At 34.1% G+C, this 22969-nt stretch carries 19 protein-coding genes and 1 riboswitch; of the genes, 12 read left to right on the forward strand and 7 right to left on the reverse strand.

Annotated elements, in window-relative coordinates; all coding sequences use genetic code 11:
* Positions 1 to 296: 296 nt before the first annotated feature.
* Together NSQ89_RS05845 and NSQ89_RS05850 are read left to right on the forward strand one after the other, a co-directional pair.
* Complete coding sequence (locus NSQ89_RS05845) at positions 297 to 2174, forward strand: ATP-binding protein (protein ID WP_341132368.1); 1878 nt, start codon at positions 297 to 299, stop codon at positions 2172 to 2174.
* A gap of 226 nt (positions 2175 to 2400) precedes the next feature.
* Positions 2401 to 2973: a DUF2087 domain-containing protein gene (locus NSQ89_RS05850; protein ID WP_095257634.1), complete on the forward strand. Its 573-nt coding sequence runs from the start codon at positions 2401 to 2403 to the stop codon at positions 2971 to 2973.
* Positions 2974 to 3033: 60 nt separating this feature from the next.
* Here the strand turns inward: NSQ89_RS05850 and NSQ89_RS05855 are convergent, their stop codons facing one another.
* Positions 3034 to 3816 carry a carbon-nitrogen family hydrolase gene (locus NSQ89_RS05855; protein WP_341132369.1) on the reverse strand — a complete coding sequence of 261 codons (783 nt, stop codon included), beginning with the start codon at positions 3814 to 3816 and terminating at the stop codon, positions 3034 to 3036.
* Positions 3817 to 4034: 218 nt separating this feature from the next.
* Between NSQ89_RS05855 and NSQ89_RS05860 the strand changes: the two genes are divergently transcribed.
* Positions 4035 to 5210 carry a pyridoxal phosphate-dependent aminotransferase gene (locus NSQ89_RS05860; RefSeq protein WP_061796811.1) on the forward strand — a complete coding sequence of 392 codons (1176 nt, stop codon included), beginning with the start codon at positions 4035 to 4037 and terminating at the stop codon, positions 5208 to 5210.
* A gap of 390 nt (positions 5211 to 5600) precedes the next feature.
* Complete coding sequence (locus tag NSQ89_RS05865; protein WP_053215712.1) at positions 5601 to 5870, forward strand: aspartyl-phosphate phosphatase Spo0E family protein; 270 nt, start codon at positions 5601 to 5603, stop codon at positions 5868 to 5870.
* Positions 5871 to 6098: 228 nt separating this feature from the next.
* Here the strand turns inward: NSQ89_RS05865 and NSQ89_RS05870 are convergent, their stop codons facing one another.
* Positions 6099 to 7589 (reverse strand): PAS domain-containing sensor histidine kinase, encoded by a 1491-nt coding sequence (locus NSQ89_RS05870; RefSeq protein ID WP_047942956.1) that lies wholly within the window; start codon positions 7587 to 7589, stop codon positions 6099 to 6101.
* Between the two features lie 173 nt (positions 7590 to 7762).
* Here NSQ89_RS05870 and NSQ89_RS05875 point away from each other — a divergent pair, with 173 nt between their 5' ends.
* On the forward strand, positions 7763 to 8203 hold the full coding sequence (locus tag NSQ89_RS05875; RefSeq protein WP_047942957.1) for a MarR family winged helix-turn-helix transcriptional regulator: 441 nt from the start codon (positions 7763 to 7765) through the stop codon (positions 8201 to 8203).
* Positions 8204 to 8358: 155 nt separating this feature from the next.
* Entirely contained in the window at positions 8359 to 10053 is a 1695-nt protein-coding gene (locus NSQ89_RS05880) for a M3 family oligoendopeptidase (RefSeq protein WP_061796808.1), read from the forward strand.
* 48 nt (positions 10054 to 10101) lie between these two features.
* Here NSQ89_RS05880 and NSQ89_RS05885 read toward each other — a convergent pair whose 3' ends face one another.
* Positions 10102 to 12258: an ATP-dependent Clp protease ATP-binding subunit gene (locus NSQ89_RS05885; protein ID WP_336044863.1), complete on the reverse strand. Its 2157-nt coding sequence runs from the start codon at positions 12256 to 12258 to the stop codon at positions 10102 to 10104.
* A 260-nt stretch (positions 12259 to 12518) separates the two neighbouring features.
* Between NSQ89_RS05885 and NSQ89_RS05890 the strand changes: the two genes are divergently transcribed.
* Positions 12519 to 13550 (forward strand): YkvI family membrane protein, encoded by a 1032-nt coding sequence (locus tag NSQ89_RS05890; protein WP_047942960.1) that lies wholly within the window; start codon positions 12519 to 12521, stop codon positions 13548 to 13550.
* Positions 13551 to 13623: 73 nt separating this feature from the next.
* On the opposite strand, the gene NSQ89_RS05895 is transcribed toward NSQ89_RS05890, so the two are convergent.
* Together NSQ89_RS05895 and NSQ89_RS05900 are read right to left on the reverse strand one after the other, a co-directional pair.
* Positions 13624 to 14985: a PFL family protein gene (locus NSQ89_RS05895; RefSeq protein ID WP_047942961.1), complete on the reverse strand. Its 1362-nt coding sequence runs from the start codon at positions 14983 to 14985 to the stop codon at positions 13624 to 13626.
* Positions 14986 to 15002: 17 nt separating this feature from the next.
* Positions 15003 to 15281: an ACT domain-containing protein gene (locus tag NSQ89_RS05900; RefSeq protein ID WP_047942962.1), complete on the reverse strand. Its 279-nt coding sequence runs from the start codon at positions 15279 to 15281 to the stop codon at positions 15003 to 15005.
* Positions 15282 to 15420: 139 nt separating this feature from the next.
* Positions 15421 to 15502: riboswitch (glycine riboswitch) on the reverse strand.
* Positions 15503 to 15711: 209 nt separating this feature from the next.
* Between NSQ89_RS05900 and NSQ89_RS05905 the strand changes: the two genes are divergently transcribed.
* Complete coding sequence (locus tag NSQ89_RS05905; protein ID WP_220040981.1) at positions 15712 to 15816, forward strand: DUF6254 family protein; 105 nt, start codon at positions 15712 to 15714, stop codon at positions 15814 to 15816.
* Positions 15817 to 15913: 97 nt separating this feature from the next.
* On the opposite strand, the gene NSQ89_RS05910 is transcribed toward NSQ89_RS05905, so the two are convergent.
* The gene (locus tag NSQ89_RS05910; protein WP_082138361.1) at positions 15914 to 16087 is read right to left on the reverse strand and encodes a YkvS family protein; all 174 of its coding nucleotides are present in this window, start codon (positions 16085 to 16087) and stop codon (positions 15914 to 15916) included.
* 475 nt (positions 16088 to 16562) lie between these two features.
* Here NSQ89_RS05910 and NSQ89_RS05915 point away from each other — a divergent pair, with 475 nt between their 5' ends.
* A complete protein-coding gene (locus NSQ89_RS05915; protein WP_047942963.1) occupies positions 16563 to 16757 on the forward strand; it encodes a hypothetical protein in 195 nt (64 codons plus the stop codon).
* Positions 16758 to 16855: 98 nt separating this feature from the next.
* Here NSQ89_RS05915 and NSQ89_RS05920 read toward each other — a convergent pair whose 3' ends face one another.
* Positions 16856 to 17224 (reverse strand): PilZ domain-containing protein, encoded by a 369-nt coding sequence (locus NSQ89_RS05920; protein WP_341132370.1) that lies wholly within the window; start codon positions 17222 to 17224, stop codon positions 16856 to 16858.
* A gap of 710 nt (positions 17225 to 17934) precedes the next feature.
* On the opposite strand from NSQ89_RS05920, the gene NSQ89_RS05925 reads away from it, so the two are divergent.
* The 3 genes from NSQ89_RS05925 to NSQ89_RS05935 all read left to right on the forward strand — a co-directional run bounded on the left by NSQ89_RS05925 (position 17935) and on the right by NSQ89_RS05935 (position 22914).
* A complete protein-coding gene (locus NSQ89_RS05925) occupies positions 17935 to 18201 on the forward strand; it encodes a phosphocarrier protein HPr (protein WP_016200927.1) in 267 nt (88 codons plus the stop codon).
* A complete protein-coding gene (ptsP, locus tag NSQ89_RS05930; RefSeq protein ID WP_047942965.1) occupies positions 18201 to 19919 on the forward strand; it encodes a phosphoenolpyruvate--protein phosphotransferase in 1719 nt (572 codons plus the stop codon). Before NSQ89_RS05925 ends, ptsP begins: the two co-directional genes overlap by 1 nt.
* 346 nt (positions 19920 to 20265) lie before the next feature.
* Entirely contained in the window at positions 20266 to 22914 is a 2649-nt protein-coding gene (locus tag NSQ89_RS05935; protein ID WP_341132371.1) for a cation-translocating P-type ATPase, read from the forward strand.
* The last annotated feature ends 55 nt before the right edge of the window (positions 22915 to 22969 follow it).

The following is a 22969-nucleotide window of genomic DNA, read 5'->3' on the forward strand; positions in this document are numbered from 1 at the left end:
TCCCCTGTCGTTAATCTGTTAACTAAATAACTTCTGTTTATTACATAATTGCAATGTACGTTAGGCGAAGGAAAAATAAAAATTCTTATTAATAATACGTAAGGTTTAATTTTTTTGACTGAAGTAAAGGGAGAGGTAGATATTAAAATGATTATGGCTACTATCAGAGTTACATTTGTTTCTACATTTGTAAATTAATTTACTTTTTTTCTTTAAATTTTTCAGAAGGAAAGGAAATTCAAGAATAATGTAGAATTATGTAATCACTACGTTTGATAAGGGGGGTATCCATAAAGATGGATAGTATATCCTATTCTGAAGAATATCGACAATTACAAAATAAACTGAGGGAATTGGAAAGAGAGAATACCCTTCTAAAGGAAAAACTAGAAAAATATAGTCTTCTCCGAGATAGGAGATTTATTGCTTTCCAAACAATAAATGTAGGGATGGTTATATTTGATAGTAATGGAGTTATTCTAGATATTAATAAATATCTTTGTGATTACTTTAACGTGAATATGAATCAAGTAGTTGATAGGAATATAACGCATTTTGTGCAGCAGGAAGAACGTTTGGTGATAAGGGAACATATGGATGCTATAAAAACCAAATCAGGTACTTTTCAAAGCATATTCCCATTAACTATTAATGGGCGAAAACATTATTTTGAAACGCAAACTAGTCGATTGCCCGGTGAGATGGGATTTATTACAATTATTGAAAAGATAACAAAGGAATGTGAAAGAGAAAAAGAGAAAGAAGCGCAAAAGCTTTATAATGATTTTTTTACAGAGGCACTGGATGGTATTGTTCTTTGGAAAGAATCAGGGCAGATTATTGCAGCAAATGAATCAGCTTTAAAAATTTTTGAAAGTTCTGAAGAAAAATTATTAAAATCAAGGATTAGTGATTTTTTTTATAAAAAAGATAAACGGTACATGGATATGATGAAAAATCTCTATTATAAAAAATCTAATCGAGAAGAATTGATGTTTTTGATGCCAAATGGACAGAAAAAAATACTAGAATTTACAACTAAACTTCATTCGGTGGAAGGGTTAAACATGAGTATTTTCCGTAATATCACGGAACGTTATAAAATGGAAGAGGAATTACGTGAAAGTAAGGCGATGTTTGAGAATACATTTGAAGAAGTTTTTGACGGTATTATCATTTGGGATCAAAACTATCAAATAATTGATATGAACAAAGCAGCCGAACGTCTCCTTCATAAAAGTAAAGAGAATTTGATCGGTGTAGATTTAATATCCTTTCTCCCACCTGCAAAAACGATTGGAGAAGATATAAAGCCGAAATTATTAAATGTAAAAAAGGATGGACAAAATAGAGGGCTCTACACGGTAAAGTTTCCTAATAATAGAGAATATACGCAGCTTGAATATCGTAATAAATTTAATATTTATTCAGGACTAAGTATTACTACATTACGTGATATTACCGAAAATACCTTATTGGGAGAACAGCTGAGAAAGTCATCTACTTTAAATGTAGTGGGAGAATTGGCAGCGGGTATAGCTCATGAAATTCGAAATCCAATGACAGCTTTAAAGGGATTTATTCAATTGCTAGAAGATGGAGTTGCCTCACAGGAAAATGAAATGTATTTTTCTGTAATAAAAACGGAGCTTACTAGGATTGAATCCATTATTAATGAATTTTTATTACTTGCTAAACCACAAGCTGTTCAATATGTAAAACGAGATATAAGACAAATTATGAATGATACGATCGAATTGCTGTATGCACAAGCAGTGCTACAAAATGTTCAAATTATAAAAATGTTTACAGAAGATATGCCGACTATATATTGTGAACCAAATCAATTGAAACAGGTATTTATAAACATTATAAAAAATGCAATAGAGGCATTAGAAGACGGCGGGGAAATAGCTGTTTCCATTGAATATAAACAGGATTACTTTCATATAGCAATCCGTGATAATGGAAGAGGAATGGGCAAGGAAATACTTGCAAGAATTGGAGAACCATTTTATACGACCAAAGAAAAAGGAACAGGCTTAGGTTTACTAGTATCCTATCAAATTATTGAAGAGCATCAAGGGAAAGTGACAGTTGAGTCAGAACCAGGGGTTGGTACGACGTTCCACCTTGTACTTCCAGTGTGCAGAGAAAGCAAGCTAAATGAATGATCATTAGACCTGTTAGGGTGATAAAAAGAAGGGCTTATGTTAGGCCCTTTTTATTTTGGTTGTTTTTCGAATTGTTAAAGGAGTAGAAATCGGAGAAACAGATAAGGATTTGTTTAGTGATCTTTTCTACGGAAAAGATATGCTGAAAAAATATTATACCATATCTTGACATCATCACCTACTTAGATTATTATCTAATTAGATAATAATCAAAGTAGGTGATTGAATGCAATTAGATAAAATGGTTGCATTTTATAAAACAATGGGGGATCCCACCAGAATTAAAATAATCTCCTTATTGGCAAATAAACCATGGAATGGTCAAGCGATAGCAGAAAAACTGGGTCTATCTGCCCCAACCATTACGCATCATTTAAAGAAAATGCGTGACATAAATGTTGTGTATGAACGCAGAGATAAAAATACGATTTATTTTTTCTTGAATAAATCAGTCATTTTACAACAAAACGAGTCTTTAAGAAAATTAACAATTGGAATGGAGGAGAGTATTATGACTGTTACTAAAGAGGAACAAGCAAAAATCATTGAGAACTTTTTTACTAAAGAGGGCAGACTTAAAAATATTCCTTCGCAAAGAAAGAAAAAGTTAATAGTGCTCAAATACATGCTTGAGGGGCTGGTTTTTGGCAGGAAATATGAAGAAAAAGAAATAAATGCTTATATCCAGCAATATTTTGATGACTACGCGACAATAAGAAGAGAATTTATTATTAATCACTTTATGTATCGAGAAAATAGTATATATGAACTTAACCCTGAGGAAATGTGGGCGAAGTGAAGAAAAAGGACTGTTTATCATTATCTGATATAAACAGTCCTAGGTTAATATGTATAAAAATCACGTATAATATTCTGGTTTTCGATCAGCAAATATTGGGATGGTTTTACGTACCTCTGTTACTTTATCTAAATTAATCGAAGCTGTTAGAATTTCTTCTTTCTCCCCTGCTTCTGCAATAATTTCTCCCCATGGGTCAATAATCATGCTATGCCCAGCAAAGATATTATTTGCATCATTTCCGACACGATTACAAGCAATTACATAACATTGATTTTCAATGGCTCGTGCAATAAGCAGGCTTCTCCAGTGTGCCAATCTCGGTTCTGGCCATTCAGCTACTACAAAGATGGCTTCAGCTCCTTTTGTTGTATGTGCTCTTATCCACTCTGGAAAACGAATATCGTAGCAGATCATACTGGCAAAGTGTCTATCCTCTAAAGAAAAAAGACCATTAGTTGTCCCGCTCTTTAAATATAAATGTTCATCCATCAGTTGAAAAAGATGAAGTTTATCATACGTATGTACCACATCACCCGATTTATTTATCACAATAAGTGTATTGTAAACACCCTTTTCCTTCTTATTAGCAATTGATCCACCAACAATATGAACGCTATATTTGGTGGCTAATTTACTTAAAAAAGAAATAGTATTTTGAGCTTGTTTATCAGCAATCGCAGCTAATCTTGTTAAATCATAGCCGGTTGACCATAATTCTGGCAGTACAACAATATCACTGTTATCCTTGCAAGCAGCAATTTTTTTCTCTACTTGTTTAAAATTCTCTTCAGGCCTGCCAAATGCGATATCCATTTGAACCAAACTAATCTGTAATTTCAAATGATTCCACCTCTATTCATCTTCGTTAAATTCCGTTATAATGTTAATCAACAAAAAAATTCAATTATTATATTAATTTCGTTATATCATAAAAAAGCGAATTATTAAACGATTATTTCTATTTTAATCACTTAGGGAATGTTTAAAGTCGAAATTTCCTAATAGAAGTTTATCCAATAATAATTGGAAGGTTTTATCATTGAAGAAGGTGTGAGTACATGAAGAAATATGATCAATCTCAATTATTAAAGAATTTACCAGAGCAGTTTTTTGCTTCATTAGTTAGTAAAGTTAACAGCTATATTGAAAAAGGATATGATGTGATTAATTTAGGGCAAGGAAATCCAGACCAACCGACACCTTCTCACATTATCAAGAGCTTGCAGGTGGCTGCCGAACAGCCTGAGAATCATAAATATTCTCCATTTCGAGGATATAAACATTTAAAGGAAGCTATTAGTGAATTTTACAAAAAAGAATACGATGTTGACTTAGATCCTGAATCAGAGGTGGCGATATTATTTGGAGGAAAGGCCGGCCTTGTAGAGATACCTATATGTTTATTAAATCCAGGCGAAACAGTAATGGTTCCAGACCCTGGTTATCCCGACTATTTATCTGGGATTGCTTTAGCAAATGCAGAGACGGTGTTCATGCCATTGCGTGAAGAAAATAATTTTTTACCAAACTACAAGGAAGTGAGAAAGGAAGATTTAGAAAAAGCAAAGTTAATGTTCTTAAATTATCCGAACAATCCTACTGGAGCAATAGCAACAAAGGAATTTTTCGCTGAAACAATTTCTTTAAGTAAACAGCATGATATATGTATTGTGCACGATTTTGCATATGGAGCGATTGGGTTTGATGGAAAAAGGCCGCTTAGCTTTTTACAAGTAGAGGGTGCCAAAGATATTGGTGTAGAAATTTATACTTTGTCTAAGACATTTAATATGGCAGGTTGGCGAGTTGCCTTTGCAGTTGGAAATAGAAGTGTCATTTCCGCTATAAATCTTTATCAAGATCATTTATATGTTAGTTTATTTGGAGCGATTCAAGAAGCTGCCTATACGGCATTAACAGAATCTTTAGAGTGTATTAGAGACATGAATCAGCTTTACGAACAAAGACGAAATATCTTCATAAATGGTCTTAAAAAAATTGGTTGGGAAGTCAATGCTCCTGAAGGTTCATTCTTTGCATGGTTAAAAGTACCAGATGGGTTTACGTCACAAGAATTTAGTGATTATTTATTAGAAACAGTACATATTGCAATGGCTCCAGGCTCGGGCTTTGGTACATTTGGGGAGGGATATGTCCGAGTTGGTTTATTGACAGAAGAAGAGAGATTGCAAGAGGCGGTTGAAAGATTAAAAACACTCTCGATATTTAAGTAATTCCTCGATAATAGATAAGAATTCAGTCGAAAAAAGGCAAAGAATCATGGGAAATAACAATTTCGTATGATTCTTTGCCTTTTGCTCTTAATAGACTAATTTCCAGAAGTGCTGATGATCCTTCATACTAAGATGTTTACTGATAGGTGAAAGCGACTAGAAAGAAAGCGCTTTCTGTTGTTGTAAGTTGTTTTCGACTCTTTTCAGCAGTATTTTTGTCGAAAAAAAGAAGTGTAATCAAGAGAAAATAAGTCTAAATGCCTATTTTGACTTAGAAAAATGTCTAATATTGCGAATCTATTTACTTTTATTTGTTTTATTGTAATAATTCATCAAGTAAACAATTAATGCATTGTTTGTAAGTAAGGAATTTGATTAGGAGGAAGTAAGGTGTATTGTAGGAAAACAGAATTATTATTTGAAATTCAAGATAAAAGGGAGGTAATGATTAAAACAGCGAAAGAGCGTGGAACAATTGATGAGGAGACCATTAGATTGAGTCAAGAACTCGATAAATTAATCTATGAATATCAGCTTGTCTTTCGCTATGAAAGTGAGAAAAGAAAACAAATAAAACGACAATATAAAAACACGCGAATTTTTTGGTCCAATGCTAACCGATATAAACGGAAAAATTATTCCGAGGTTGTATATAGATAACTAAATGGTGAAGGGTAATGGCAGTGATTACCTTAATGATATTTCATCCAAATCAATGCCCTTCTTTAAAGAAAGATGTGACCTCCCTTAAACTACTTATCCTATTATCCACCAATATTTTGACAAAATAAAAAACGCTTCTTTTGTTCAATAGCTACTATCCTTCTTTTAAGAAGAATAATAGAAGATGAACAGCATTAATGATGCAAGAAGCGAATAGATAAATAATTATTTCATAATAGGTAAGATTATATTTACCTTCGTGCCTTTCTTTTCCCTACTGGATATATGGATTTCACCATCGAATGATTCAACGATTCTTTTACATACAACGAGCCCCAAACCAGTCCCTGTTTCCTTCGAAGTATTAAATGGCTCAAATATTTTCTTTAACTGTTGATTGGACATGCCAATGCCATTATCGGTGATTGTAATGATTACGTTTGACTTAACGGAACGTATGGAAAGTTCTAACTGCCCGCCATTTTCCATCGCTTCAAGAGCGTTTTTGGTTAAATTAAGTAATACTTGTTTCATTTGGTCGGCGATCCCGAGAATATAAATGTCTTGGTCAGATATCTTTTCTGTATATTTTACATTAAATAAATTTGCTTCCGAAACGATAAGCGGATTAAGTTCTGCGATGATTAATTTTAAATTTATTTTTTGCTTATTTTGTGCAGTTGGCTTTCCTAAGATAAGGAATTGACTTACGATTTCATTTATTCGTACAATTTCTTTTTGGATAATAGAAAAATAAAGCTGGTCTTGCTGATCGTGATATTTCTCACTTAATAATTGAATGAGACCTTTGATTCCGGTTAGAGGATTCCTAATTTCATGTGCAGAACTAGCAGCTAAATTGCCGACAAGTTCTAATTTTTGAATTTCGTTTTGCTTTGCTTCTTCTTCTCTTATTTTACGATGATAGTAAAGAATTAAAAGCATATAAACGAAATGGAAAATCACCATAAAAAAAAGAAGGAGCCATATTTTCGATTTTACGATGTTCCAAATATGTGGTTTTTCTAATTCCACAATGATGGTCCAGGGCAGACGATCAATTGGCATGCTTATAACTTCTTTTTTATTGATCGATGCACCATCATTTATATAAAGAATGCGTTCTTTTTGCTCATTCATAATGGCGATATTTTCCTCTGATGATAGCATTTTCGTGATATTTATTAAGTAATCGACACGGAGATAAGCAGTTATAATGGAGTTTAATTGATTATGGTCACTTATAATGGGCATGGCAATACCGATTACTTTCTGACCGTTACTTAATACTTCTTCTCTATTAGAAATTACTAAGTCCTTTGAATGAATAGCTTCCATTATATAATCCTCTTCAGAGATATCGATCGAATCATACGTATCGTTAACACCAGCAATTGTTTTACCTGAACTATCAAGCAGGAATAAACCACCATAAATATGCTCATTCGTAAACACTTTTTTTAATAGGTTATTAATTTCTTCTGCTGAATCGGTATTAGTTTGAATAGAGAGACTTAGAATATTTAAAGAAGAGACGATTTTGTTTATATAAGAGTCCCATTGTCGTTGGTGAATAGAGGCTACCCATTCTGCATGAGCCTTATTTTTTGCTTCTTCTCTATTTACTTGGTAATAAAAGAATAGAATAGCTGTAATAATGATCGGAATAACGACAATTGCAAAATATAAAAGCCTTTTGTGTGTGTTTATTTTCATCAATAGATTCTCCATAGGGTAATTCCAATATATAGATATAATTATAACATGAAATAGAGAAAGCTCAATGAAGGGGGTAGATTTCATCGGGAAATTGACAAAATCCTTAGGGAATAATATAATTTATCTGAATTCGAGATAGTGAATTATATACTAATAAGGGAAGTTTATAAATGGCAAAAAAAGATATCGATCAATCATTAAAGTTATATATTGTATTGTCACGTGCTTATCGGGCAATAAATGAAAATGTGAATAAGGCAATCACGGCAAACGGCTTGAATCCGACAGAGTTTGCAGTGCTGGAATTGCTGTATCATAAAGGCGATCAGCCGCTGCAGCAAATTGGGGGAAAGATTTTATTAGCAAGTGGAAGTATCACGTATGTGGTAGATAAATTAGAGGAAAAAGGATATTTAGTAAGGGTTGCTTGTCCAACTGATAGACGAGTTACATTTGCTCAAATTACTAATAATGGTAAGGAATTAATAGAAAATATTTTCCCAAATCATGAGCAAAGAATTCATGAAATCATGTCTGAATTGACAACAGAAGAAAAAGATACCGCAATTGAATTAATAAAAAGACTTGGATTATCTGTTAGAGATAAATAAGACAAAGTAACTTATAATAAGCGAGTATTTCAGATGGAAGATTTATTTTGTTAGGAATTAAATCTTCCATTATGAATATTCGCTTTTTTGTATTGGTCTTCCTAGTTTTCATGTATAATTAGAGAAGCTAGTTAAAAATGGAGGGATATAAAAAAATGAAGTTTTCGGAATTTACATACAAAAGACCCGATATAAATGAATTTACGATTAAAATGGACGAATTATTAATAGAGTTTAATAAGGCAGAGCATTTAGACCAACAAATGGCAGCAATGGAAAAAATAAATGAGCTTAGAAATGACATTTCCACTATGTTTAATTTATGCTATATTCGCCATTCTGTTGATACAAATGATGAGTTTTACCAGCAAGAACAAGATTATATCGATGAGATATCACCAAAGGTAGAAGGGCTTATTACAAAGTATTATCAAGCGCTTGTTCAATCAAAATTTAAACCACAATTAGAGGAAAAATGGGGCAAGCAATTATTTGCATTAGCAGAGGCACAATTAAAGGTATTCTCAGAGGATATCGTTGAATTACTTCAGCAAGAAAATAAACTTTCTACTGAATATACTAAGCTTGTTGCCTCAGCCAAGATTTTGTTTGAAGGGGAAGAAAGAACACTGGCACAATTACAGCCATTTACAGAATCAAAAAATCGCGAAACAAGAAAGGCAGCAAGTGAAGCTCGGTTCGCTTTTTTCCGTGAACATGAAGAGCAGTTAGATAGAATATACGATGATATGGTAAAGGTTCGTACAGAAATTGCTAATAAGCTAGGCTATAAAAACTTCGTCGAATTAGGTTATTATCGTATGTACCGCACAGATTATAATGCAGATATGGTTGCGGCCTTTAGAAAACAAGTAGAAGACTATATCGTCCCACTAGCAACTAAATTAAAAGAAAGACAAAGAGAAAGAATAGGAGTTGACTCCTTAAAGTTTTATGATGAACCATTCGAATTTGTAACTGGAAATGCAGCTCCTAAAGGCGATCCAGAATGGATCGTTGAAAATGGGCAAAAGATGTATAATGAATTATCAAAAGAAACAGGCGATTTCTTCTCTTATATGAGAGAAACAGAATTAATGGATTTGGTCGCTAAAAAGGGAAAAGCCGGTGGTGGCTATTGTACTTTTATCGAAAATTATAAAGCACCATTTATTTTCTCAAACTTTAATGGCACTTCAGGCGATATTGATGTCTTAACCCATGAAGCAGGTCATGCATTTCAAGTGTATTCTAGCGGCGGCTTTGCTATCCCAGAATACTATTGGCCAACATATGAAGCAGCAGAAATTCATTCCATGAGTATGGAGTTCTTCACATGGCCATGGATGGATTTATTCTTTAAAGAAGATGTAGAAAAATATAAGTTTTCTCATTTAAGTTCTGCTCTGCTATTCCTTCCGTATGGAGTATCAGTTGATGAATTTCAGCATTGGGTTTACGAAAACCCAACGGCTACTCCATCAGAAAGGAAGCAAGCATGGAGAAATATAGAAAGAAAATATAGTCCTCATCTTGATTATGATGGAAATGAATATTTGGAAAATGGCGGTTTCTGGCAAAAACAAGGACATATTTATAATTCCCCATTCTATTATATTGATTATACATTAGCACAAATATGTGCCTTCCAATTTTGGAAACGTTCAAGAGAGAATAAAGAAGAAGCTTGGGAAGATTATGTAAAGCTTTGCGGCTTGGGAGGCAGTATGCCATTTACAGAATTAGTCAAAGCAGCTAATTTAATTTCTCCTTTTGAAGAAGGCTGTGTGGAATCTGTAGTAGGGGAAATCGATGAATGGTTAAATTCAGTAGATGACCGTAATCTATAAAATTAAAAAACCGTGGGAATAATTCCTCCCACGGTTTTAGTTATTTATTTATGATAATGTTTTAGAGAGAACTGGTTTTATTTTAATTTGGTCATCCTCTAGAACAGCTGTTAATTCTGTTACAGATGAATCATCAAGAATAACATCTGCCAGTTGATCTTCTAAATGTTCTTGAATCACCCTTCTTAAAGGACGAGCTCCGAAGCTTGGATGGGTACCGAGTTCCACAATTTTTTCTTTTGCAGCGTCCTCCACATGTAACGTAATATTCTGTTCTTGCAAGTTTTGTGCAAGTTCTTCTATCAATAAATCAGTAATGCGAAGTAAGTGTTCTTTTTCAAGTGTTTTAAATTCAATAATCGCATCAAAGCGGTTAAGGAATTCTGGTTTAAAGAAGTTTCCTAATGTTTGTAATAAATTACTTTCTTCAATGGCATCATTATTTCCAAAGCCAACCACTTTATGCTTATGACCAACACTAGCATTACTTGTCATGATAATAACAGAATCTTTGAAGCTTACCGTACGTCCTTGACTATCTGTTAAACGTCCATCTTCTAAAATTTGCAGGAAGATAGATTGGATATCAGGATGTGCTTTTTCGATTTCATCTAGCAGGATAATGCTATATGGATTTCTTCTTACTTTTTCCGTTAATTGTCCTGCTTCTTCATGACCGACATAGCCTGGAGGAGAACCAATTATTTTACTAATACTATGTTTCTCCATATATTCACTCATGTCTAATCGAATCATGCTGTCTTTAGTGCCAAATAATTCTTCTGCAAGTGTTTTGGTAAGTTCCGTTTTTCCGACCCCGGTTGGACCGACAAATAGGAAGCTTCCAATTGGTCTTGTTTTCGATTTTAGTCCCGCTCTACTACGCTTAATAGCTTTAGCCACTTTTCGAACTGCCTCGTCCTGGCCAATCACCTTTACAGCTAATCGTTCACTTAAAAACTTCATTTTTTGTTGTTCATCTTCTTGTAGTTTTCCAACAGGAATACCTGTTTTCTTTTCGATAAGTTGTTGAATAAGAGCCACATCGACAATCGGTTTTTCTTCGATATTTGGTTCGTTTATAGCTTTTTCAAGCTGTTGCTCTTCTTTACGTAATTCAGCTGCTTTTTCGTAATTTTCTTCTTTTAATGCTTGTTCCTTTTCTTTTGCTATCATAGTAAGACGATTTTCAATTTCTTCTGTGTTTTGATAAGTAGAAGAAAGATTCATTTTAGAACCAGCTTCATCCATTAAATCAATTGCTTTATCTGGTAAAAAGCGATCTTGGATGTAACGGTGAGAGAGCTCTGCACATGCTTTAATTGCATCCTCAGTATAAGTAACTTCATGGAACTTTTCATACTTATCCTTTATACCATTTAAGATGGAAAGAGTAGCCTCAACAGATGGTTCACTTACCTGTACCGGCTGGAATCTTCGCTCTAAAGCAGCATCTTTTTCGATTTGACGGTATTCTTTTAGGGTAGTTGCCCCAATGATATGCAATTCGCCACGAGCCAGTGCTGGTTTTAGAATATTACCTGCATCCATTGAGCCTTCTGCAGAGCCTGCACCAACTAACTGATGAATTTCATCGATAAAGACGATTACATTCTTTCGAGCTTGGACTTCTTGAATTACTTGCTTCATTTTTTCTTCAAATTGTCCACGAATTCCAGTATTCGATACAAGAGAAGCAACATCCAATAAATAAATTTCTTTGTTTTGTAATTTTTTTGGAACATTACCTTCTATAATTTTTAATGCTAAGCCTTCCGCTATTGCTGTTTTTCCGACACCAGGTTCACCGATTAGCACGGGATTGTTTTTATTTCTCCGATTTAGAATTTCAATAACACGTTCGATTTCATTTTCTCTGCCGATAACGGGATCAATCAAACCAGCATTCGCCATTTGATTTAAGTTTTTCCCATGTTTGTCAAGAATACCTGATTTTCTATGATTGTTAGTAAAAGGAGCTTCCTTTGAAGCACTAGCTCCCCCTATTGGATTTGATTGGTTAAATGATTGAAATAACTCATCAAAAGGGGAAGGTTGGAAAAACATTGGGCCGCTTTGTGCTGTCATTTTTTGCTTTTCTTTTTGATAACATGCATGACAAAGGTTCATAGTGGTTTCCATATTGTTTAAAACAAATCGTAAACTGATTGTTGCATTATTTTGTTGGCACATTTCACATTTCATTATAAATATCCTCCTTTTGAATTTGACTAATATTGACCTTTTGTAATTATGATTATACTTTGACCTTTTTTGACTTTCAAGTATTTTGCCTCAAAATAAAATTTGGAAATTTTTAGTATGATTAAACCTCCTTTGTATCTATACCAATTTTCCTATTTTAAAAGGGTTAAACGTCATGGATAAAATAAATTTTTAATAGGCTAAAATGCTCGTCATTGTTTGTCCATTTCTACATATAGTTGATGTAGGGAGGGAAATATGTGAAAAATAAATGGAGTGCTGCAATTCAGCTTGCAGCAGTTTATGTAGGCACAGTTGTTGGTGCTGGTTTTGCGACAGGGAGAGAAATAGTAGTGTTCTTTTCACAATATGGATTTGTCGGTTTTTTAGGGATACTTTTAAGCGGGATTATTTTTGCATATTTCGGAGCAAAATTAATGAGGATATCTGTCAAAATCAAGGCATCTTCTTATCAAGAATTTACCATTTACTTGTTTGGTAACATTGTTGGAAACATGATTAACTTTCTATTATTATTGATGCTTTTAGGTGTTTGTGCAGTGATGTTCTCAGGAGCAGGTGCTGTATTTGAAGAGCAGCTTGGGCTGAATAAAAGCATTGGTGTCATCTTTACCATTATTCTTTCCTTACTTGTTATGAGGGTTGGTACAAAGGGATTGTTTGCTGTAAATACTTTTGTTGTACCCATTATGATCACGTTCAGTTTTATTTTATTTCTACTTTCTTTATCTTTGCCTGGATTTGTTGATGAGATATTTCAGATGGAGAATATTTCATGGAAAACGATAAGTTCTCCATTTTCGTATACGGCTTTGAATTTAGCTTTGGCCATTGCGGTTCTAGTACCTGCTGCTTCTGAAATTGGCGATGAAGAAGTGGCTAAATGGGGAGGGATATTAGGAGGAATCGCTTTAATGCTTATACTAATATCTAGTCATTTTTCTCTTATTATGCTATCAGATATTTATCGGTATTCCATTCCGATGGCTGTTATTATGAAAAATTTAGCCCCGCAGCTTTCATGGGTATATATTTTAGTCATTTATGGAGAAATTTTTAGTTCTGTTATTGGGAATATCTATGGGTTAGAGAGGCAGCTGCGCAGTTTTATTCCTTTACCAAGCATGGTTATAATTGGAGGAATTATTTTAGTTTCTTATCTAATTAGTTACGTGCAATATGGTACGCTATTATCCTTTTTATATCCTATATTTGGATATATAAGTTTAGTCTTCTTACTATTCTTATGGATAAAGCCTATACCAAAGTGATGAATAGCAGCACAAGAAGTATCCTATTGTTTAGGAAGTGATAGGAATACTTCTTGTCAGTATATAATAATTACTAATTAATTAAAGCTTGTAGAGGAGATGGAATACGTCCACCACGATTAATTAGTTTATCAGAGCTATATGGATTGACACCCATAACTGGTGCACGACCTAATAATCCGCCGAATTCAACGATTTCTCCTTCTTTTTTCCCTGGAACAGGAATAACACGAACAGCTGTTGTTTTTTTATTAATCATCCCAATGGCTGCTTCATCGGCAATTATGGCAGATAAAGTAGCAGCTGTAGCATCTCCAGTAAGAGCAATCATGTCAAGACCGACAGAGCAGACGCATGTCATCGCCTCTAATTTAGACAGGGTTAGGCTATTGTCTAAAATTCCTTTAATCATACCATTGTCTTCGCTCACGGGAATAAAGGCTCCACTTAATCCGCCGACATAGCTGCTTGCCATTGCACCACCTTTTTTTACTGCATCATTCATTAACGCAAGGGCAGCAATAGTGCCATGTGTTCCAACTCGTTCTAAGCCGATTTCTTCTAATATCTCTGCAACACTATCGTTAATAGCATTTGTTGGAGCAAGGGATAGATCCATAATACCGAACGGTACGTTTAATCGTTCTGCAACGACACGACCTATTAATTCACCAGCACGAGTAATTTTAAAGGTTGTTTTTTTGATGATTTCTGATACTTCGCCTAAATCTGCTTCAGGGTATTTTTTTAGTGCACTTAAAACGACTCCAGGACCACTAACCCCTACATTGATAACGACTTCTCCTTCACCAGCTCCATGGAAAGCACCTGCCATGAAGGGATTATCCTCCACAGGATTACAGAAGACAACTAGCTTAGCACAAGCTAAACCATTTGTGTCTTTCGTATTTTCTGCTGCTTTTTTGATGATTTCTCCCATTTGTTTGACAGCATCCATATTAATTCCTGTTCTTGTGGTAGCAACAGATACAGAAGCACAAACACGGTCCGTCACAGAAAGTGCTTCTGGGAGAGCATCTAATAATGTTTGATCTCCTTTAGAAATGCCTTTATGAACAAGAGCAGAATATCCACCAATAAAATCTACATTTAAATCTTTTGCAGCTTTATCTAGGGTTTTTGCAAGCATTACGGCCTGTTCTACTGTACTATTTCCGAGTATTTCTGCGATAGGAGTGATGGAAATACGCTTATTAATAATGGGAATTCCATATTCTTTTTCTACCGCATTTGCCACTTCTGTCAATTTGCTTGCATAAGTTGTAATTTTTTTGTATACAGAATCATTTAATTTTTGAAAATCAGAATCAGCACAATCATAAAGACTGATTCCCATTGTCACAGTACGAATATCAAGATTCTCCATCTGTACCATGTTGATTGTTTCCATCATTTCATTTAATGCAATTTTCATTATTGGACCCTCTTTTCTTAAACGCGGTGCATAGATTGGAAGATTTCTTCTAATTGGATATTTATTTTTAAATGAAGCTGCTGGCTTAGTTCGTCAAACTGTTTTGTTAAGTTATCTAAGTTTTCTTTATCCGTGATATCTACGAGCATCATCATCGTAAAGAAATCTTGGAGAATGGTTTGACTTATATCTAGGATATTAATGTGATTATTAGAAAGGATTGTGGTAACCTTGCTGATAATCCCGATTTGATCTTTTCCAATTACGCTGACAACTGCGCGACGTTGTTGAACCATCATTTCACCTCATAATTCGCTATTGTTTTACATCTTAAATAAAAGAGTAGGTAAGAATGTATGAAAAAAACAGATTGGAGACACCAATCTGTTTCAAAGGATAAGAAGAACCAGGACACGATAACTTTAAGTATGTATTGGTTGATCTTCTGTCCTTTTACCTGAGATTGTGAATCCTTCGGTGCCGTTTTTAACAGAACGGTCTCTCCAGAAGCTGCTCCTGTTATAGTTTGATCCATAACATTCATAGCATGCAATTATTTAAGAAATATAATGTGATGTTAACAGTTTTTGTTCAAGTGGTCAACAGAATATTTGCAAACATAGTGTCACTTAGATAGGGAGAGAATAGTCATGAAACGTTAAGAAAGCAATGGATAAAAAACAAAATACTGTTCATGATAAAACGGAATGGATGGAGGTGAGAAAAGTGTCAAAAGCGCAGAGAGAAAAGGAAAGAGAATGGACTGTACGTAAACAAAAACAAAAACCGCATGGAAAAGTAAAAACGAAAAAGGAATTAGCAGAAGAGTAATTTCTTCCTTATAATATAGAGATAGGTAAAGCGCATACAAAAAAGAAGTCAATAAGTGGGGAAATTCCCAATCTGACTTCTTTTTTCTGTTTCTTGTTTATTTAATGATACGATAATTTTTATGGTTAACAACGGTTCTTTGCTCAAGTTCTAAATCACGGTAATTATTCATATAAGTCAAATCGACAATAACTGAATTTTCATTTACCTTTTCAACAATGCCTTGCAAGCCTCTAAATTCAATAATATTTCCAACCTCAGCTATTTTCACGCACAATCTCTCCTTATCATTCCAAAATTTATATAAATTCTGAATATAGTTTTCACTACTTAGAACTTATTCGTAAACATATAGGTATATAAACTTACTAAATATATACTATGAAAATATGAATAAAATGTGTGTTATTTCCTTTTATAAGTGCTTGTTACTAAATAATTATTTCTATACCTCATTAATAAATAAAGGGAAATGCTGGTTTATCGAAAAATTATGTATTTTGATGCGAAAAGAAAGTGGTATGAGGAACCAGTTTCTAGAATAACCGATATTCGACTATCCTTGATGATTAAAATGCATACACTTTTCTGATATTAGATGATATTATAACATAATTAGTAGAATTATACATAATAATATCAAAAATAGTGACATAAAAAGGAATTATGTAGAATTCTTTACTTAAAGTAAAAAAGTAATTTAAAATATGGTCAAAAAATGAAGGAAAGGTTAATTGGTGAAGAGGATGAATAAAGAAATAGCGGAAGAAGTTTTAGACAAGTTAATGAAAAGAGAAATAGAAAGCTATCGAGTAAAAAAAGAGGATTTTCTTACATTCCGTGCAGAATTAGTAAAGAGGGAAGATTTTAAACATTTTAAAGGAATTGCGGAAATAGGAGGAGATGTTACGTATAAATATATGGATGAACCGAGAAGTTAAAGGGTTGAAATTAATTCGCTCTCTATAATATATAGTGAATACAAGAAAACCTCGCTTTTCATAAGCGGGGTTTATCAATAGAGGTCACCGTAAATTAATTACGGTGTCTCTTTGTTCTCTATTCGGGAAAGTTCCTTTAGTCCCCTGATAATCTGCTGCTTAGCTACCTTGTTTCCTGTGCCTTCAAAGCCATATTCATATTGATTTCCGATTTTTTTCTTCCACGATATATGACCAGGCATTACTATTTCTCTTCTATTTAGATGGAATTGAAGCTGCAAAAGTAATCGTGTATCATCAGCTGGTAAGTCATATTCTGTTCGGAAACGTAACCCGTTGGGGCTTATATTATTTATAAAAGCATGACCTTTTCTAGAAAGAGTAGCTTCGTCAACTTTTACAGTAAATGTAGCATCTATAAAATCAGTTAATTGATATCGAAAAGATTCATTCCGGTTGTATCTCATAATTTCCCTCTCTTTTGTCCATGATCCAGTTAAATCATTAATGCTTGGAGAGTAATGGCATTAAACTGGAAAATGCTCTAGTTTCTAAGTCTAGAAAAAGTAATCACTTTTACATAGAATTAATGTAACTCGGAAGTTTTAATAATATTTAAGCTTGTTTAAGGAGATAATGCAATATATTTTTCATTTTAAAATGTTTCTATGTAAATCCTTGTCTGAATTGCAAGAAGTACAGTTTCTTTTTTTAGATAATGTTAAATGCAGCTAATTGAATAAAAGTTAACTTTTTGGGGATTTTATAAACAGGAATTAATCATCCAAAATTGGACTAATTCCCCTAAAATTCCCCATAAAGTTAACTATTTTTTGTCGTTTAGTAAATTTTGATTGTCTATATAACAAAGAAATGCTATTCTTTCATTTGAGATGTCTTTTTCAAAAAACTTAAATTACCTGCCTATTTTGAACACTATTCTACTTGTTCTCATCTTTTTAGAAGATGCTATAAATGGTTGTAAAGAAAGTTTGTGTACATAGACAATTAATTTTTTTCGACAAAATACATAGCTTTCAGTTTACAATTGTAATATATAAATTATATATTATTTATGATAAACAATTGTTGGTTTATATTAAGGTTGTTTAAGTTTGAAAAGTTTAGCTTATGTTAACATCTTATAACTTAATCGATAAAGGAGAATGATTTTATTATGGTAGAAAAACAATTTAAAGTTATTGCAGATACAGGAATTCATGCTAGACCGGCGACTCTTTTAGTACAAGCTGCTAGCAAGTTTGACTCAGATATTCAATTAGAATATAAAGAGAAAAAAGTGAATCTTAAATCGATTATGGGTGTTATGTCATTAGGTATTGCTCAAGGTGCTGATATTAAAATTATTGCTGAAGGTAACGACGAACAGGAAGCAATTAATGGATTACAAGAAACTTTAAATAAAGAAGGTTTAGCAGAATAATGAGTTTTTTACAAGGAATTGCTGCATCTAGTGGAATAGCCATTGCTAAAGCTTATCGCCTAGTTGAACCAGATCTTTCTTTTGAAAAGACTAGTGTGGAAAATGCAGAAAGTGAAATTTCTCGTTTTCAAGAAGCTTTAAATAAAGCGAAATCAGAATTAGAAGCTATTCGTGAAAAAGCTAATAAAGAGCTTGGTGCGGATAAAGCTGCTATTTTTGAAGCGCATTTATTAGTATTAAGTGATCCAGAATTAATTGCACCTATTGAAGACAAAATTAAAACAGACCTAGTGAACGCAGAATTTGCATTAAAAGAAACAACAGACATGTTTATTACGATGTTTGAATCAATGGATAACGAGTATATGCAAGAAAGAGCTGCAGATATTCGCGATGTAACAAAGCGTGTAATGTCTCACCTTTTAGGCGTACATTTAGCAAATCCAAGTATGATTTCTGAAGAAGTAGTAGTAGTTGCAGAAGATTTAACACCATCTGATACGGCACAACTTAACCGCCAATTTGTTAAGGGATTCACAACAGATATTGGTGGAAGAACATCTCACTCTGCCATCATGGCTCGTTCTTTAGAAATTCCTGCTGTTGTAGGGACAAAAAAAGCAACAGAAGAAATTAATAATGGCGATTTAGTCATTGTTGATGGATTAAAAGGAGAAATCCATGTTAATCCAACACCTGAAGTAGTCGAAAGCTATAAAAAAGTTGCCGAGCAATATGAACAGCAAAAAGCAGAGTGGGCTAAACTAGTTAATGAACAAACAGTAAGCTCTGACGGTGTTCACGTTGAACTTGCTGCAAATATCGGTACACCTAATGATTTAGAAGGGGTAACGAATAACGGTGCAGAAGCTGTCGGTTTATATCGTACAGAATTCTTATACATGGGAAGAGATCAGCTTCCAACAGAAGATGAGCAATTTGAGTCTTATAAAGCTGTTCTTGAAGGCATGAAAGGGAAGCCAGTTGTTGTTCGTACATTAGATATTGGTGGAGATAAAGAATTACCTTATCTAGATCTGCCAAAAGAAATGAACCCATTCTTAGGTTTCCGTGCAATTCGTCTTTGCCTGGAGGAGAAAGATATTTTCCGTACGCAATTAAGAGCATTGCTGCGTGCAAGCTCATATGGAAATCTGAAAATTATGTTCCCAATGATTGCTACATTAAATGAATTCCGTGCAGCTAAATCTCTTTTAGAAGAAGAGAAAGCTAATTTAGTGTCTGAAGGCGTTAAAGTTGCAGACAAAATCGAACTAGGAATCATGGTGGAAATTCCTTCTACAGCAGTGCTTGCAGATCAGTTTGCGAAAGAAGTTGACTTCTTCAGTATTGGAACAAATGATTTAATCCAATATACAATGGCTGCAGACCGTATGAACGAACGCGTTTCATACCTTTACCAACCATACAATCCTTCTATTCTGCGTCTTGTTAAAATGGTTATTGATGCAGCACATAAAGAAGGTAAATGGGCAGGTATGTGTGGAGAGATGGCAGGAGATGAAACAGCTATTCCTTTATTATTAGGATTAGGCTTAGATGAATTCTCTATGAGTGCTACATCTATCTTAAAAGCAAGATCACAAATTCTAAATCTTTCTAAAGCAGAAATGGAAGAATTAGCAGCAAAAGCATTACAAATGTCTACAACGGAAGAAGTTATGGAAGCAGTAAAAGCAGCTGCGAAACTTTCTTAAAAAAACAGGTTTATCCTTAAAAATAGTGGGTATAAATAAAAATAGCATAAGCTCTTTTTACAAGTTAGCTTAACGCTATTCTCATTTTCCCCTTATTTGAACTGACTAGATGATTCTAGTCAGTTTTTTTTGCTTATCTTTAAAGTTTCAACCATACATGAAAAGGAAAGATGGAGGCAAAATACAACTATTCCATTGTTTTTTGAGACAGGTTTATAAAAATTAAATAATGGGAAGGGGTTTTAAATAGAAGTATGCCGCTATACATATGAACAAAGAACAGTTTATTTGTTCCATTTCATTAAGGTGTAATAAGACGGAATCATAAGGAGTTGAATAAAGTCACGTGGAATTTTATCAAAAGGATAAAGAAGCAGTATTAAAAGATTTACAGTCATCTGAACAAGGACTATCAACAGACAAAGTAAAAGAAAGCTTGGAAAAAGAGGGTTACAATGAGCTACAAGATAAAGAAAAAATACCAACTTGGAAGCTCTTTTTAGAAACGTTTAAAGACCCAATGGTTATTGTCTTATTACTAGTAATTATTATCCAATTAATCATGGGGAAATTTGTTGAATCTCTTATTATTTTTTTAGTGTTATTGCTAAATTCTGTTATTAGTGTGATTCAAACAAAAAAGGCAGAAAGTTCTTTAGATGCTTTACGTAATATGAGTGCACCGGAGGCAAAAGTAAGGCGAGATAATACCAATATCACAATTCCTGCACGGGAGTTAGTTCCAGGAGATATCGTCTTTCTAGAAGCTGGTGATTTTATCCCAGCAGATGGACGTATTTTAGAAAGTGGTTCTCTGAAAGTAAATGAAGGAATGTTAACAGGGGAATCAGAAGCTATTGAAAAACAAGATAAAGTAATAGTTGAGGAAGCAGCACTTGGCGACCGGATTAATATGGTATACAGTAGTTCACTAGTCGTTTATGGCCGAGGGACCTTTGTTGTAACCGGTACAGGGGAAAAAACGGAAATTGGTAAAATTGCTGATATGCTTAATAAGGCAGAGGAAAAACAAACACCATTACAACAGAAGCTTGCCGAATTTAGTAAAAAATTAGGAGTAGGAATTCTTCTCTTATCTATTCTTATTTTTGCTATTCAAGCATTAAGAATATGGTTAGGAGATGAAAATGTTGATGTTACAACTTCTATTCTTAATGCGTTACTATTTGCAGTAGCCGTTGCCGTAGCGGCTATTCCAGAAGCTTTATCATCTATTGTAACCATTGTCTTGTCGGTTGGAACTAATAAAATGGCAAAACAGAGTGCTATTATACGAAAGTTGCCTGCAGTCGAGACGCTTGGTTCTACCAGTGTGATATGTACAGATAAAACTGGAACATTGACACAAAATAAAATGACCGTAACCGATTATTTTATACCGGAAGGAGTAAGAGAACATTTACCACTAGATCCTTCTCAATGGAATCATTCGGAAACTTTTTTGCTGAATATAGCTGTATTATGTAATGATTCGTACATTAATAAAGAAAATAGAGAAGTGGGAGATCCCACAGAAGTGGCGCTTATTAACTTCTATAATGATGGTAAAAGAAATTATGAACAAATTCGCTCAAGATATCCTAGAGAAGCAGAATTACCGTTTGATTCGGATCGCAAACTAATGTCTACGATTCATACCATTGATAATAAACGTTTCATGCTTGTAAAAGGTGGCCCAGATGTTATGTTTAACCGGGCGACAAAAATATTAGTAAATGAAAGGGAAGAGCCATTTACAAACGATTGGTTAAAGAAGTTGCAGGAGGCTAATGAGGATTTTTCCAATCAAGCATTAAGAGTTCTTGCATATGGATATAAGCATGTGCCCGAAGATAAGAGAACTATTACGGAAGAAGATGAATCGGATCTCATCCTTGTTGGTTTAACGGCGATGATGGATCCACCACGTGAAGCTGTTTACGGATCGATTGAGCAAACAAAAGATGCGGGGATTCGTACAGTAATGATTACAGGAGATCATAAAACCACAGCACAAGCCATTGGCCGTAAAATCGGATTAATGGAGAATAATGATATTGCTTTAACAGGCCAAGAATTAGATGCATTATCAGATGAAGAACTGAATCAAAAATTAGAACAAATATCTGTATATGCACGTGTTTCTCCAGAAAATAAAATCCGCATTGTGCGAGCTTGGCAAAAGAAAAATCGAATTGTTGCGATGACAGGTGATGGAGTCAATGATGCGCCAGCACTAAAACAGGCAGACATTGGTATTGCAATGGGAAGCGGGACAGATGTTGCTAAAGATTCAGCCGATATGATTCTTACGGATGATAACTTTGTTTCGATTGTAAATGCTGTAGGAGTAGGAAGAACTGTTTTTGACAATATCAAAAAATCAATTGGTTATTTGTTTGCAGGAAACTTCGGTGCTATTATAGCCATTTTGTTTGCGGTTATTGCAGGATGGGCAAATCCCTTTACAGCATTACAATTATTATTTATAAACTTGGTAAACGACTCCTTACCAGCCATTGCTCTTGGAATGGAAAAGTCAGAGCCTGGTGTTATGAAGCGAAAGCCGCGGGACGTGAAAGAAGGAATTTTTGCAGGTGGGACGCTTCGAGCGGTCGTTGTAAGAGGGGTATTAATTGGTATTGCGGTTATTATCTCTCATTATATTGGTTTACAGCATTCAGATGAATTAGGAGTAGCGATGGCCTTCACCACGTTAATCCTTTCTCGTTCCTTGCAAACCTTTGCTGCACGTTCTAGCACCCAAACAATCTTTGGTGTGGGCCTATTCTCTAATAAATATGTATTAGGAGCAGTTGGTATTTGTTTCTTGCTTTATTTAGTTACCATCCTGCCTTTTGCTAGAGAAGTATTCGCCATTCCTGATTCCTTTGGCTTAAACGAATGGTTAATTGCAGCTGGGTTGGCCATCGGAGCAGTAATAGCAATGGAAATAATGAAAATGCTTCTTGTGCGGGTATTACGTAATAAGTAAAAGAAAAAACTACCTAGTATTATGCGATCGGTTTAGAAAGATTGGGATATTGGGT

The organism is Niallia sp. FSL R7-0648 (assembly GCF_038007005.1).
GTDB lineage: Bacteria > Bacillota > Bacilli > Bacillales > Cytobacillaceae > Niallia > Niallia circulans.

Excerpts from the sequence above, each read along its gene's own strand:
- NSQ89_RS05880 (WP_061796808.1), top strand. The coding sequence starts at position 8,359 with ATGAAGTTTTCGGAATTTACATACAAAAGACCCGATATAAATGAATTT.
- NSQ89_RS05870 (WP_047942956.1), bottom strand. The coding sequence starts at position 7,589 with ATGAAAATAAACACACACAAAAGGCTTTTATATTTTGCAATTGTCGTT.
- NSQ89_RS05860 (WP_061796811.1), top strand. The coding sequence starts at position 4,035 with ATGAAGAAATATGATCAATCTCAATTATTAAAGAATTTACCAGAGCAG.
- NSQ89_RS05850 (WP_095257634.1), top strand. The coding sequence starts at position 2,401 with ATGCAATTAGATAAAATGGTTGCATTTTATAAAACAATGGGGGATCCC.
- NSQ89_RS05920 (WP_341132370.1), bottom strand. The coding sequence starts at position 17,224 with ATGAGATACAACCGGAATGAATCTTTTCGATATCAATTAACTGATTTT.
- ptsP (WP_047942965.1), top strand. The coding sequence starts at position 18,201 with ATGAGTTTTTTACAAGGAATTGCTGCATCTAGTGGAATAGCCATTGCT.
- NSQ89_RS05875 (WP_047942957.1), top strand. The coding sequence starts at position 7,763 with ATGGCAAAAAAAGATATCGATCAATCATTAAAGTTATATATTGTATTG.
- NSQ89_RS05900 (WP_047942962.1), bottom strand. The coding sequence starts at position 15,281 with ATGGTTCAACAACGTCGCGCAGTTGTCAGCGTAATTGGAAAAGATCAA.
- NSQ89_RS05915 (WP_047942963.1), top strand. The coding sequence starts at position 16,563 with ATGAATAAAGAAATAGCGGAAGAAGTTTTAGACAAGTTAATGAAAAGA.
- NSQ89_RS05885 (WP_336044863.1), bottom strand. The coding sequence starts at position 12,258 with ATGAAATGTGAAATGTGCCAACAAAATAATGCAACAATCAGTTTACGA.
- NSQ89_RS05925 (WP_016200927.1), top strand. The coding sequence starts at position 17,935 with ATGGTAGAAAAACAATTTAAAGTTATTGCAGATACAGGAATTCATGCT.
- NSQ89_RS05895 (WP_047942961.1), bottom strand. The coding sequence starts at position 14,985 with ATGAAAATTGCATTAAATGAAATGATGGAAACAATCAACATGGTACAG.
- NSQ89_RS05845 (WP_341132368.1), top strand. The coding sequence starts at position 297 with ATGGATAGTATATCCTATTCTGAAGAATATCGACAATTACAAAATAAA.